Source organism: Mycobacterium sp. P4_H6, assembly GCF_056400845.1.
On the sequence record NZ_JBFUKN010000128.1, the window covers coordinates 1 to 13014 of the forward strand.

At 67.7% G+C, this 13014-nt stretch carries 13 protein-coding genes and 1 pseudogene; 8 read left to right on the forward strand and 6 right to left on the reverse strand.

Annotated features, from left to right (window positions below):
- Nucleotides 1-193, forward strand: a pseudogene (locus AC1DTF_RS30460) (YciI family protein); the annotation flags it as partial.
- On the opposite strand, the gene AC1DTF_RS30465 reads toward AC1DTF_RS30460, so the two are convergent.
- The gene (locus tag AC1DTF_RS30465; protein WP_477476750.1) at nt 194-439 is read right to left on the reverse strand and encodes a DUF3253 domain-containing protein; all 246 of its coding nucleotides are present in this window, start codon (nt 437-439) and stop codon (nt 194-196) included.
- Between the two features lie 67 nt (nt 440-506).
- Here AC1DTF_RS30465 and fadD8 point away from each other — a divergent pair, with 67 nt between their 5' ends.
- The 5 genes from fadD8 (at nt 507) to AC1DTF_RS30490 (ending at nt 5602) form a co-directional block, all read left to right on the forward strand.
- Nucleotides 507-2108, forward strand: a complete 1602-nt coding sequence (fadD8, locus tag AC1DTF_RS30470; protein WP_057166438.1) for a fatty-acid--CoA ligase FadD8 — start codon at nt 507-509, stop codon at nt 2106-2108.
- 63 nt (nt 2109-2171) lie between these two features.
- Nucleotides 2172-2402, forward strand: a complete 231-nt coding sequence (locus AC1DTF_RS30475; protein WP_057166437.1) for a hypothetical protein — start codon at nt 2172-2174, stop codon at nt 2400-2402.
- Between the two features lie 61 nt (nt 2403-2463).
- The gene (locus AC1DTF_RS30480; protein WP_477476759.1) at nt 2464-3663 is read left to right on the forward strand and encodes an RNA polymerase sigma factor; all 1200 of its coding nucleotides are present in this window, start codon (nt 2464-2466) and stop codon (nt 3661-3663) included.
- Nucleotides 3664-3673: 10 nt separating this feature from the next.
- A complete protein-coding gene (locus tag AC1DTF_RS30485) occupies nt 3674-4912 on the forward strand; it encodes a GNAT family N-acetyltransferase (protein ID WP_477476751.1) in 1239 nt (412 codons plus the stop codon).
- A 15-nt stretch (nt 4913-4927) separates the two neighbouring features.
- Nucleotides 4928-5602, forward strand: coding sequence for an HAD family hydrolase (locus AC1DTF_RS30490; RefSeq protein ID WP_477476752.1), 675 nt, complete (start codon nt 4928-4930; stop codon nt 5600-5602).
- Here the strand turns inward: AC1DTF_RS30490 and AC1DTF_RS30495 are convergent.
- From AC1DTF_RS30495 to AC1DTF_RS30515, 5 genes are read right to left on the reverse strand one after another with little or no spacing between them, the layout of a single operon-like run.
- Nucleotides 5599-6849, reverse strand: coding sequence for an amidohydrolase family protein (locus AC1DTF_RS30495; RefSeq protein WP_477476753.1), 1251 nt, complete (start codon nt 6847-6849; stop codon nt 5599-5601). The two genes, AC1DTF_RS30490 and AC1DTF_RS30495, sit on opposite strands and share 4 nt — an antisense overlap.
- A gap of 2 nt (nt 6850-6851) precedes the next feature.
- On the reverse strand, nt 6852-7496 hold the full coding sequence (locus AC1DTF_RS30500) for a GntR family transcriptional regulator (protein WP_477476754.1): 645 nt from the start codon (nt 7494-7496) through the stop codon (nt 6852-6854).
- Nucleotides 7497-7508: 12 nt separating this feature from the next.
- Nucleotides 7509-8555: an isopenicillin N synthase family dioxygenase gene (locus AC1DTF_RS30505; protein ID WP_477476755.1), complete on the reverse strand. Its 1047-nt coding sequence runs from the start codon at nt 8553-8555 to the stop codon at nt 7509-7511.
- On the reverse strand, nt 8552-9439 hold the full coding sequence (locus tag AC1DTF_RS30510; protein WP_477476756.1) for an ABC transporter permease: 888 nt from the start codon (nt 9437-9439) through the stop codon (nt 8552-8554). The genes AC1DTF_RS30505 and AC1DTF_RS30510 overlap by 4 nt, the downstream gene beginning before the upstream one ends.
- Nucleotides 9436-10158 carry an ABC transporter ATP-binding protein gene (locus AC1DTF_RS30515; protein WP_477476760.1) on the reverse strand — a complete coding sequence of 241 codons (723 nt, stop codon included), beginning with the start codon at nt 10156-10158 and terminating at the stop codon, nt 9436-9438. The genes AC1DTF_RS30510 and AC1DTF_RS30515 overlap by 4 nt, the downstream gene beginning before the upstream one ends.
- Before the next feature lie 339 nt (nt 10159-10497).
- On the opposite strand from AC1DTF_RS30515, the gene AC1DTF_RS30520 reads away from it, so the two are divergent.
- Entirely contained in the window at nt 10498-11676 is a 1179-nt protein-coding gene (locus AC1DTF_RS30520) for a nitrate ABC transporter substrate-binding protein (RefSeq protein ID WP_477476757.1), read from the forward strand.
- 22 nt (nt 11677-11698) lie between these two features.
- Nucleotides 11699-12664, forward strand: coding sequence for an isopenicillin N synthase family dioxygenase (locus tag AC1DTF_RS30525; protein WP_477476758.1), 966 nt, complete (start codon nt 11699-11701; stop codon nt 12662-12664).
- Nucleotides 12665-13014: the final 350 nt, after the last annotated feature.

Here is a 13014-nt window from a genome sequence, read left to right on the forward strand (position 1 = left end):
GTCCTCGGCCGAGGAGGCCAAGCAGTGGGCGCGCAAGTGCCCGCTCGGTCCCGGCGTGAAGCTGGAGGTGCGCCGCGTCAGCGAGATCGAGGAGTTCGCCGCGGACAACCCCTGGATCCAGAAGGAGATCCAGTGGAAGGCGGATCTGGCCGAGAAGATCGCGAAGGCGGCGCGGGAGGCCGCTGACCGCTGATCAGGACGTGGCGCGGATCCGCACGGGTCCGCGCCACTGCGCGTCCGGGTCGAGCACCTCACCCCGCTGGCTGATCTCGACCTCACCGCGCCTGGCCAGCGCCCGCGCTTCCGCGCGGGCGTCGTCCATCAGGTCCCGCCACTGCTGCCCGCCCACCGCGCGGGCGGCATCCGAGGGGCAGATCGTCTTGTCCGGTCCGCGTTCGCGGGCCAGCGACAGGATCGCGGCGCGGAGGTCGTGGTTCACCCCGTCCAGTCAAGCCGAATCGGGCGGCCCTTGCCAGCAATTCTGTAACACGTTCTAATCTGAAGCTATGAGTGACGAGCATCTCCGCCATTTCCAGCACTCCGGCCACCTCACCGTCGGCGCGCTGAAGCGCCACAAGAACCGTCCCGTGCTGTTCCTCGGGGACACCACGCTGACCGGCGGCGAGCTCGCCGACCGCATCAGCCAGTACATTCAGGCCTTCGAGGCCCTCGGGGCGGGAACCGGCGCCGCCGTCGGGCTGCTCTCGCTCAACCGTCCCGAGGTGCTGATGATCATCGGCGCCGGCCAGACCCAGGGCTTCCGCCGCACGGCACTACACCCTCTCGGCTCGCTGGACGATCACGCCTACGTGCTGTCCGACGCCGGGGTCACCTCGCTGATCATCGACCCCAACCCGATGTTCACCGAGCGCGCGCTGGGACTGCTGGAGAAGGTGCCCTCGCTCAAGCAGGTGCTGACCATCGGACCGGTCCCAGAAGAGCTCGCCGATGTGGCCACCGACCTCAGCGCCGAAGCCGCCAAGTACGCGCCGCAACCGCTGGTCGCTGCGGACCTGCCCGCCGATCACATCGGCGGCCTGACCTACACCGGCGGCACCACCGGCAAGCCCAAGGGCGTCATCGGCACGACCCAGTCGATCACCACGATGACGACCGTGCAGCTGGCCGAATGGGAATGGCCGGAGAATCCCCGCTTCCTGATGTGCACGCCGCTGTCGCATGCCGGCGCGGCGTTCTTCACCCCGGTCATCGTCAAGGGTGGCGAGCTGATCGTGCTGACGAAGTTCGATCCCGCCGAGGTGCTGCGGGTGATCGAAGAGCAGAAGATCACCGCGACGATGCTGGTGCCGTCGATGATCTACGCGCTGATGGACCACCCCGACAGCCACACCCGCGACCTGTCCTCGCTGGAGACCGTGTACTACGGCGCCTCGGCGATGAACCCGGTGCGCCTGGCCGAGGCGATCCGGCGGTTCGGGCCGATCTTCGCCCAGTACTACGGGCAGTCCGAGGCGCCGATGGTAATCACCTACCTGTCCAAGAAGGATCACGACGAGAAGCGGCTGACCTCCTGCGGGCGGCCCACCCTGTTCGCGAAGGTGGCGCTGCTCGGCGAGGACGGCCAGCCGGTGCCCCAGGGCGAGGTCGGTGAGATCTGCGTAGCCGGTCCGCTGCTGTCCGGTGGCTACTGGAACCTGCCCGAGGCGACCGCCGACACCTTCAAGGGCGGCTGGATGCACACCGGCGACCTGGCCCGCGAGGACGAGGACGGCTTCTACTTCATCGTCGACCGCACCAAGGACATGATCGTCACCGGAGGTTTCAACGTCTTCCCGCGCGAGGTCGAAGATGTTGTGGCCGAACATCCGTCGGTCGCCCAGGTGTGTGTCATCGGCACCCCCGACGAGAAGTGGGGCGAGGCGGTGACCGCGGTGGTGGTGCTGCGGCCCGACGCCGACACGTCCGAGGATGCGGTGACGACCATGATCGCTGAGATCCAGGCGTCGGTGAAGGAGCGCAAGGGATCGGTACAGGTACCCAAGCAGGTCGTCGTCGTCGATTCGGTGCCGATCACCGCGCTGGGCAAGCCCGACAAGAAGGCCGTCCGCGCGCAGTTCTGGGAGGGCGCAGGACGTTCGGTGGGTTAGCGGGAGGCGAAGCGGGGTACAGATGCGCTGACCACGTAGCTTCGCCCAGATAGGACCCGCCCGATGGACGACCGCACCGCTGTCGCCGCAGCACCCGCCCGCACCTCGGAAGCGCTCAGCACCTGGGCGCTCTTCCTGAGCATGATCGCCATCGTCGGGTTCGCGATGTCCGTCGGCACCTTCGGATTCGACAACATCGGCCTGTCGCTGGGTGCCGGTCTGCTCTCGCTGACCAGTTTCGTGGCCAGCATGTTCTTCTTCAGCGCCGACGCGCAGGACCACGACGCCACCTAGGCGCTAGCGTGGCGGCGTGGCGGACACCGACCTGCGCGACACCGTCGATGCCGTCTGGCGGATGGAAGCCGCCAAGATCGTCGCCACCCTGACCCGCGCGTTCGGCGATGTGGGACTCGCCGAAGATCTGGCGCAGGAAGCTCTGGTGGACGCCCTGGCGCAGTGGCCGTCCACCGGCGTGCCCCGTAACGCCGGGGCCTGGCTGACGACCGTCGCCAAACGCAAGGCCATCGACCTGTGGCGCCGGCAGGACAACCTGGACACCAAGTACGCGGTGCTGGCGCGTGAACTCGAGGATCGCGTCGAGGACGCGTGGGATCCCGATCGCATCGACGATGACGTGCTACGGCTGGTGTTCATCGCCGCCCACCCCTCGCTGACCCGCGAATCGCAGATCGCGCTGACCCTGCGGGTCGTCGGCGGGCTGAGCACCGACGAGATCGCCCGGGCGTTGCTGACCTCCAAGGCGACGGTGGCCGCGCGGATCACCCGCGCCAAGAAGACGCTGGCCGGGACCGCGTTCGAGGTGCCCGACCGCGCCGAGTTCGGTTCGCGACTGTCCGCGGTGCTGGCGGTGATCTATCTGATCTACAACGAGGGCTACGCGGCCTCTGCCGGACAGCGCTGGATCCGCGACGAATTGTGCAGTGAGGCTTTGCGTCTGGGGCGGATACTGCAGGCGCTGACCCCGGACGAACCGGAGGTGCACGCCCTGGTGGCGCTGATGGAATTCCAGGCGTCGCGGTTCGCCGCCCGCGCCGACGCGCACGGCAATCCGATCCTGCTGGAGGACCAGGACCGCACCCGTTGGGACCGCGCCCAGATCCGTCGGGGTGTCACCGCCATGCAACGCGCCGACCAGGCCCGCGGGCAGCGCGGCTGGGGCCCCTACGCTCTGCAGGCCGCGCTGGCGGAATGCCATGCCGTGGCGCCGACGGCCGCCGACACGGACTGGGCCCGCATCGTGGCGCTCTATGACGCGTTGCTGCAGATCGCCGGATCCCCGATCGTCGAACTGAACCGGGCGGTGGCCGTCGCGATGTCCGAGGGGCCGGCGGCGGCACTGCTGATCGTCGATGCCATCGACGGGCTCGACGGCTCCTACCTGCTGCCCAGTGTGCGCGGTGAACTGCTGGCGCGGCTCGGCCGCGACGCCGAGGCCGCCGCCGAGTTCACCGCCGCGGCCGCCCTGACCGCCAACGAGCGCGAACGCGGCGTACTGCAGAAAAAGGCCGCGCGCTCACAGGGGGCGGCACGGTAGACATGAGCATGTGGTTGACCTGACCCTGCGCACCGTCCGCGACGACGACGATTTCGTGACCTTCGACCATGCGCTGTACTCGGTGTTCCTGAAGGATCCGCGACCCGACGAGACCGAGCTGTCCCGCAAGATCACCGACCTGGACCGGATGTTCGGTTTCCATGACGGGACCCGGTGGGCCTCCACGGCCGGCGACTACCGCAAGCAGGTGATCCTGCCCGGCGGTGCGCTGGTGCCCGTCGCCGCGGTCACCGCCGTCACCGTGTCACCGTCGCACCGTCGCCAGGGACTGTTGACGCAGATGATGCGCTATCAGCTCGACGGCATCCGGGCCCGCGGCACCGAGGCCCTGGCCATGCTGTTCGCCTCCGAGACCATGATCTACGGCCGATTCGGCTACGGGCTGGCCAGCCAGAACACCGTGTTGACCGGACAGGTTCGCGACCTGGGATTCCGGCCGGAGGTCGACCTCGGCGACGGAAGCGTGACCGAGACCGACGCCGCGACACTGCTGGCTCACGGCCCGGCGATCTACGACCGGGCGATCGCGGGCCTACCCGGCCGGATGGACCGGCCGCGTCCGTGGTGGGACTACCACATCCACGACAACGACGAACGGCGCAAGGACAGCGGCCGGATCCGGTTCGCCCTGCACCACGAACCCGACGGCACCCCCAGCGCTTTCGCGATCTACCGGCCCAAGTCCGACTGGGCCGCGACCGGACCCAACGGCACCCTGCACATCGAGGAGGTGCGCGCCACCAATCCACGCGCCTACGCCCGTATCTGGCGTTTCCTGCTGGAAATCGACCTGGTCCGCAGCATCAAGTACGACGGGGCGGCGGTCGACGAGCCGGTGCGCTACCTGCCGGCCGACCAACGTGCACTGCAATGCGAAGTTGTCGACGGCATCTTCGTGCGGTTGGTCGATGTGGGCCGCGCGCTGGCGCTGCGCCGGTATGCCGCACCCGTCGACATCGTGCTGGAGGTGCGGGACGCGTTCTGCCCGTGGAACACCGGCCGCTACCGGCTGCGGGGTGGCCTCGACGACGCCGCCTGCGAAAGCACCGACGCGCCGGCCGATATCGCGATCTCCGCGCGCGACCTCGGCGCCGTCTATCTGGGTGGCACCAATCTGACGCAACTGGTCGCCGCGGGCCTGGTCGACGAACTCACCCCGGGCTCGGCGCTGCGGGCCGCGGTAGCCTTCGGCTGGCCCGTCGCACCCGCGATCCCCGACCACTTCTAGGAAGGATGGCACCCCGTGATCAGCGCCGTGCTCTTCGATTTCTCCGGCACCCTCTTCCGGCTGGAGGAAGACGACAGCTGGTTCGACGGCATCACCGTCGACGAGAAGGCGGTGGACGGTCACGTGCAGGCGGAGCTGATGCGCCGGGTCACCGCCCCCACCGGCAGTTCGGTGCCGATGTCCGAAGAGCAGCAGCATAATTGGGCCAACCGCGACCTGGAACCGCACCTGCACCGCGAGGCGTATCTACATGTGCTGCGCGAGTCCGGGCTCACCGGTGCGGATGCCGCCGCGCTGTATCCCAAACTGGTCGACCCGGCGTCCTGGACGCCGTACCCGGACACCGCGGCCGCCCTGAACGGGTTGCGCGAGGCCGGGATCAAGACGGCGGTGGTGTCCAACATCGCCTTCGACCTGCGGCCTGCGCTGGCCGCCATCGGTACCGCGGCCGACGAATACGTGCTGTCCTTCGAGGTCGGCGCGGTCAAGCCGGACCCGGCGATCTTCGAAACCGCACTGGCGCGGCTGGGTGTCGAGCCCGCCGATGCGCTGATGGTCGGTGACAGCGAGGAGGCCGATGGCGGGGCCCGCGCGGTGGGTTGCGCCTTCGCGCTGGTCGACCCGCTGCCCACCGGCCAGCGACCGGACGGGCTGGTCACCGCGCTTCGGGCGCACGGCCTCGCTGTCTAAACCGCCATCCAGGTGTGGGTCTCGCTGCGGGACACCACCACACCGTCATGGATCACGATGCGATCGGCCGGGGCGTTGGCGATCACATCGGTCACCCCGGTGCCCCGCACCGCGAGCAGTTCGGCGCGTGCGCCCACCCGCGGGCCCGCCGCCGGCAGACCGAGAACGGCCCGCGCGTCATCGGTGACCAGCGAGATGGCGACGTCGGGGTCCACGTGCCCCGCGACGACAGCCAGCATCGCGGTTTCCAGCGCGTCACTGCGGCCGAGCGGATTGAAGGGGTCGCGGACATTGTCGGCGCCGGCGGCCACCGGCACACCGGCGGCGCGCAGGCGCGCCATCGGGGTGATCCCGCGCGGTGTCGCGGTCTCGATGTCGCGGCCGTGGATGGACAGGTTCGTCAGCGGGTTCGCGACCACCCCCAGCCGCGCCGAAACCACCTGCGGCAGCAGCTCGTCCAGTTCAGCGGCCGTCATCATCGACAGCCGGGTGCAGTGGCTGGCGGTACGGTTGCGATCGGCCGCCCAGCCCCGCACCCGGGCGGCGTACCCCGGCAGGGTGTGGTGGTCGCCGACCAGAAATTCGTCGGTGTGCAGGTCCGTGCCGACGCCGCGGTCCTCGGCGACACCGAGCAGACGATCCAGCTCGGCCAGCGGTTCCGGCGCACTGTGCGGGGACCCTCCCACCAGGTCGGCGCCGGCATCCAGTGCGCCGTACAGCAATTCGACATCCGAATAGGCCTTGATCAACGCGACGATCTGAATGTCCATCACCGCGCGCAGTTCACGACGTACCGCATGCACAGCGCGGATGCCCCGCAGCGGGTCATCGCCGTAGAGCACATCGACGTGGGTACGCACTGCGGTGGTTCCGTTGCGCAGCAACATCAATGCCGCCGTGCGGGCCCGCCGCCGGAACGACGCCTCGTCGAACCGCAGCGAACCCTCCTTCCAGGTGGCGATGGCATGGTGCAGGTCGCCGGGCTCCGGTCGCAATTCGTCCCAGGACAGTGCCTTGTCCAGGTGGGCGTGCGGCTCGGCGGGCGCGGTCAGCAGCACAAAGCCGTCGAGATCGAGTACGCCGGGGACATCGCCGTGCCCGGCACCGGAGGCCGGGTGGACGGCGGCCACGACGGCATGYCCGCCGTCGCGCCCCAGGCTCACATCCACCACCGAACCGTCGGCCAGCGTCGCGTTCGTCAGCGTCGAGAGCTGTTGTCCCGCCGGCCCTGTTTCAGAAACGGGCATCGTCACCCTCGCCGGGTCCGCACATACAGTCCGGACACGTGCGCGCAGGCCGCGGCGCGGGCCCCCTCGGCATCGCCGGCCTCGATGGCCGCCACGATGCGCTCGTGCTCACCCACCGCCAGGCGGCGGTTCAGTTCCGCGGTCCACATATCGGACCGGTACAGGTGCGACTGACCGTCGAGCCGTGCCAGCGCATCGCTGAGCGGCCGGTTGCGCGCGGTGTCCCGGATCAGGGTGTGGAACTCGAGGTCGAGTTTCGCGTCGCGGAACCGGTCCGCGGTCTCGTCGAGCATCTCGCGTTGCACCTGAACCATTTTGCGCAGCTGTTCGACGGTGGCCCGACTGGCGTTGAGGGTGGCGTTCTGGGCGGCCAATCCGTCGAGCACCTCGCGGACGTCGAAGACGGATTTGACCGCTTCCTCGTCCAGCAGGGTCACCCGGGCGCCGGCGTTCCGGGTGTGGGTGGCCAGCCCCTCGTAGATCAACTGTTGAACGGCCTCACGTACCGGCGTGCGGCTGACGTTGAGGCGGGCCGCCAGGGCCGGCACGCTGAGCGGGCTGCCGGGCGCCAATTCACCACTGAAAATAAGCTCCTGCAACGCACTGTGCACCGACTCGGTGAGCAGGGCACCGTCCGAACTGGTCATGGTGGCGCCCTCCTACTCGGCCGCGGCGGAGACCCGGGCGGCTTCCCGCAACGCTATCGGTGGTGCCGCACCGGTGCGCAGACCCGCGACCTTCATCGCGATGTTCTCCGCGACGGTGATCGGCTCATAGCCGGTCTCGCCGTCTGCCACGGTGCCCGGCAGCGGCGCCAGGACCGCATCGTGGTTGCCGTCGAAGAAAAAGGCCGCCGACCGTCTGCGCTGGATCCGGCCGTCGAACACCGGTGGATCGACACGGTGCACGGTGGAGAGCCAGCGGTCGTTGGTCCACCGGGCCATGGCGTCGCCGAGGTTGATCAGCAGGGCGCCGTCCGCGGGCTGCACATCGTGCCACGTCCCGCTGCGGTCCAGCACCTGCAGACCGGGCACCTGATCGGCCCACAGGATGGTCAGGATCCCGAAATCGGTGTGCGCGCCCATGCCCTGGAGGTCACCGGCGAAGCGCTGGTCGCCTTCGGGGAGCGCGAAGTTGTTCATCTTCAGCACCTCGATGGAATGGTCGATCATCGATTCGAAGTAGCGGTGCGGCAACGCCAACGCGTCGGTGACGGTGCTCATCAGTGTTCGGGCCAGCGCCTGCACCTGGCCGAAGTAATGCTGCACCTGCGGTTGGAACCCCGGGGCGGCATCGGGCCAGTTGTTCGGCGCGTAACTGGTCTCGGGCAGATTCAACCCGGGAAACGACGTCACCTCGGTGCCGATGGTGAAGGCCTCGTAGTAGTCGTTCATCTGATTGGCCGAGATGCCCAGACTCATGCTCAGCGATTCGCTCTTCGGGGGCGAATAGCCGCGGTTTGTCGACGGATCCCGCCGGTAGGCCTGTTTCACCGCCAGTGGCAGCCCGAAGAACTCGTCCAGCGCCGCCGTCAGACCGGCGATGGCCTCCAGTTCGACGCCGTGACCGACGATCTGGATGAATCCGACCTCGCGGCACGCGGTGTCGAAGGCGGCGGCCACGGCCGCGCACTCCGGGTCGGATGCGGCGTTGCGGCCGGCCACATACGGGCTGACATCCAGGACAGGGACGACGAAACGGTTCACAGCTGACTCCCTGACTCGTGCCAACGACCGACGGCCACCCGCGAGATCGCGCCCATCACGGCGAACACCAGTACGCCGAACACCGACGCCAGCACGATCGCGGCGACGAGGTCCTCGGACTGCAGCCGTGCGCGGTACACGTCGAGCAGGGTGCCGATGCCGGGTTGACCTTTTGCGAAGAACATGTCGCCGATGATCGCGCCGACCACCACCAGCCCCGCTCCGGTGCGCATCCCGGTCATGATCGCCGGAAGAGCCGCTCTCAGTTCGAGTTTCACCATCCTGTCCCAGCGGGAGGCGCCCGACACGGTGAACAATTCGTGCATGCCGCGGTCCACCGACCGGATGCCGAAGTGGGTGTTGGTGATGATGGGGAATACCGCGATCAGCATGCAGACCAAGGTGCGGGCGGCCATGCCGTAGCCCATCCACAGCCCGATCAGCGGCACGATGGCCAGAATCGGGATGACCTGGATGACCACCGCGTACGGGTAGATGATCTTCTCCAGCCACTTCGCCTGGCACATCAGCACTCCCGTGCCGACGCCGACGACGGCGGCCACAGCGAACCCGATGAGGGTGGCCTCCGCGGTGACGGCCAGTGCCTCCAGCATCGGCTTCAGCCGGGTCCAGTCCATCAGCGAGTTGCGGAACACGTCCATCGGTGGCGGCAACAGGAACCGGCGGTGGGGTTCGAGGACCAGGTAACTGACCGCCGACCACAACGCCAGACCGAATCCCAGGGACAACAAGGGATAAAGCACGGCGCCGCTGATCTTTCTGCCCCGGCTGTCTCTGGCCACCGCCGGCGCGGACTGCGCAGCGGCAGTCCTGCGGGCCAGCAGCCTGCCCGGCGCTTCCAGCGCGGTCCCGAGCACGGTCATGACGCCCTCCCGTGGAGAAGTGCCGAGATCTCGGCGGTGTAATCGATGAACCGTGACTCGAAACGCAGTTCGGGAGAACGGGGATAGTCGAACCCCACGTCCACGATGCCGGCGATGCGACCCGGCCGCGGTGTCATCACCACGACGCGGTTGGCCAGGTACACCGCCTCCGACACCGAGTGCGTGACGAACATCGCGGTGAAACCCCGGTCGGTGTAGAGACGCTGGAGTTCGACCTGCATCTCCAGCCGCGTCATTTCGTCCAGCGCACCGAACGGCTCGTCGAGCAGGAGGACGTCCGGCGACAACGTCAGCGCACGGGCCATCGACACCCGCATCTTCATGCCGCCGGACAGCGACCTGGGCAGCTGATCGGCAAAGGCCTCCAATCCGACCGCTGAGATGGATTCCGCTGCACGCTTTTTCGTCTCGGCGCGACCGACCTTACTGAGCTCCGCGCACAGCTCGACGTTCGCGCGGACGCTGCGCCACGGCAGCAGGGTGGGCTCCTGGAAGATGAAGCCCACCGACGAGGTACCCAGCCGCACCGAACCCGAGGTGGGCTGCTCAAGATGTGCCGCCATCCGCAACAGCGTCGACTTGCCGCACCCGGACGGACCGACCACGGCAACGAACTCGCCGGGCCGGATCGACAGGTCGATTCCATCGAGCGCGACGGTGCCGGTGTCGAAACGTTTGGTGATGTCGCTGAACTCGATCTGCGCGGCGGCGAGGGCGACCCCGCCGGGCGGCTGGGCGGGGTCGCGAAGGGTCCGGTCCGGTTCCACTAGAACTCCCGAAGATTGGCATTACATGCAGCGTGACCGCTGTGGGATGCCTACAGCGTTGATTACATGTATTACGTCCGCGTTTCGGGCGGTAAAGCGCAGGTAAGGATTCCCGCCGAAAGCCCTGGAAAGCTGCCCACACGAGGTGCCACGACGAATCGTTTACACAGCCGCAACAGTGACCATGATTGCATGTAATTGCATGCGCCCCATCGATGCAGCGCAACCGTCTCTGCCCGCCACGTTACTGACGAAGTCACCGAGGAACCCATGAACCGATCAGCCTTTTGGCGTGCGGCCGCCGCCGGCGCCGTCGCCTCCTTCACCTTCACCGCCTGTTCGTCGGCCTCCGAGTCCCCCGGCGGACAGGCCACCGAGCCGGCGGCTTCGCTGGCGCCGGCTCCCGCGGCACAACAGCTCGCCGACGTCTGCCCCGCCGATATCGGCATCCAACTGCAGTGGCAACCGCAGTCGGACATGGGTGCGGTCTTCGGCATGCTCGGCCCCGGCTACCAGGTGGACACCGAGGACAAGTCGGTCACCGGGCCGCTGGTGGCCGGCGGCCTGGACACCGGCGTCGACATCACCCTGAAATCCGGCGGGCCCGCCATCGGTTTCCAGTCGGTGCCGTCCCAGCTCTATCTGGATGACTCGCTGATCCTCGGCATCGTGCACGGTGACATGCTGGTCGCCGCCGCCGCCGAGCAGCCGGTCGTCGGGGTCACCCCGTTGCTGAAGTACAGCCCGGCCATCCTGATGTGGGATCCGGCCACCCACCCCGACTTCAGGACCGTCGCCGACATCGGCAAGACCGATGCCACCGTGGTGACCTCCGAAGGCCAGATCTACCCCGCCTGGCTGGTCGACAAGGGCCTGCTCAAGCAGTCGCAGATCGACCCCAGCTACGACGGTTCGCCCGCGCGCTTCGTCGGCGATCCCACCATCGTGCAGCAGGGGTTCGCCAACTCCGAGCCCCACGTGTACGAACACGACACCCCCGCGTGGAACAAGCCGGTGGGCTACGGCCTCGTCAAGGACGCGGGCTACGACATCTACGCATCCAACATGTCGGTGCGTGCCGACCGGGTCGACGAACTCGCGCCGTGCCTGGAGAAGCTGGTGCCGATCATCCAACAGTCCGGCGTCGACTACGCGGCCGAGCCCGCACCGGTGAATTCCGTCATCGTCGACATCATCGCGCAGGACAGCACCTACTCTCCCTACACCGAGGGGGAGGCAGCCTACGGGGCGCAGACCCTGGTGGAGAAGGGCCTGTTGGCCGCCGAGGACGACGGGTCGTTCGGCGTCTACGACACCACCCGGACCGCCCGTAACGTCGAGGATCTGCGCGGCGTGCTCGCCACCACCGGAAATGTCGTACCCGCCGGGATGACCGCGGACGACCTGTTCACCAACCAGTTCAGCGATCCCTCGATCGCGATGAACTGACGCCGACAAAGGAGACACCGACATGGTCGAGATGACCGAACTGCAGCGCGAACGTGCCATGGGCGCGCTGGGCACCGAGAGCGACCGGGAGGTGCGACGGATATCGCTGGCCGACCTGGCCACCAGGCGTGACCAGATCGCCGACGAATTATGGAGCGCAGCAACCGATATCGGATTCTTCCAGGTGGTCGATCACGGTATCGACCTCGCGGACGTACGTGCCGCGTTCGCGATGTCCGAGCGGTTCTTCGCGCTGCCCGACGAGGTCAAGGCCCGCTGGCCCAAGCGGTACAACTCGGGCTGGGAGCAGCTGACCCAGATCCGGCCGTCCGTCGGGGTGCCCGATCAGAAAGAGTCCTATCAGGTCACGTTGTCGAACATGGACGGCTTGTGGCCCAGCGACCAGGAACTCGCGCACTTTTCCACGACCATCCGCGATTTCGAGCACAAGTGCTGGGCGCTGGCCATGGAGCTACTGTCCCTGTTCGCCGGCAAACTCGGTTTCGACCGGGATTTCTTCACCCGGTCGCACGACCCGTCGTCACCGACCTACCAGAGCACACTGCGCCTGTTGCACTACTTCGCGCTCCCAGCGGATGCCGACCTGACCGGCGTGTGGCGCGCGGGTGCACATACCGACTTCGACTGTCTGACACTGCTGTTCCAGCGGGACGGTCAAGGAGGCCTGCAGGTGTGCCCGGGCAAGGAACGCGACGCCCAGGTGTGGACGTCGGTACATCCCTCGGAAGAGGCCATCACCTGCAACATCGGCGACATGCTGATGCGCTGGAGTGACGATCTGCTGCCGTCGAACTTCCACCGGGTCAGGAGCCCCGGACCGACAGATCACCGCGGCGCGCGCTACAGCATCGCGTTCTTCGCCCAGGCCAACCATGAGGTGATGATCGCCGGACCCGGGGGTAAGTATCCGCCGATCAGCGCGAAAGATTATCTACAGCAACGGATCAGCGCGAACTTTGCGCGGTAGCCCGACCCGACACTGGTGCCCACCGGCGTCAGCTTCAATCGGGATCGAGCCGCGGTGGCGGGTCCGGCGGCGTGATCTCCCGCCGGACCCGCCGCGTGGGCGGTGTTCACTGTGTAGTTCTTACGAAATCATTGGTGACCACACTTGGTGACCACGCTGGGGAGCGGTCGTCGGGTCTGGATGGCTTACGGCATTGGTGTTGAGTTAGGCGGTGTCGCTGAGTGTTTCGAGGGTGACGTGGTAGCCGAGGGCTTCGAGCTGTCGGATGGCGTGGTTCTTGGTGGGGCCAGGTCGTCGGGTTGTGTAGTAGTCCGCGCCGGGATCGCGGTAGAAGTCGCCGTTGGTGAGCA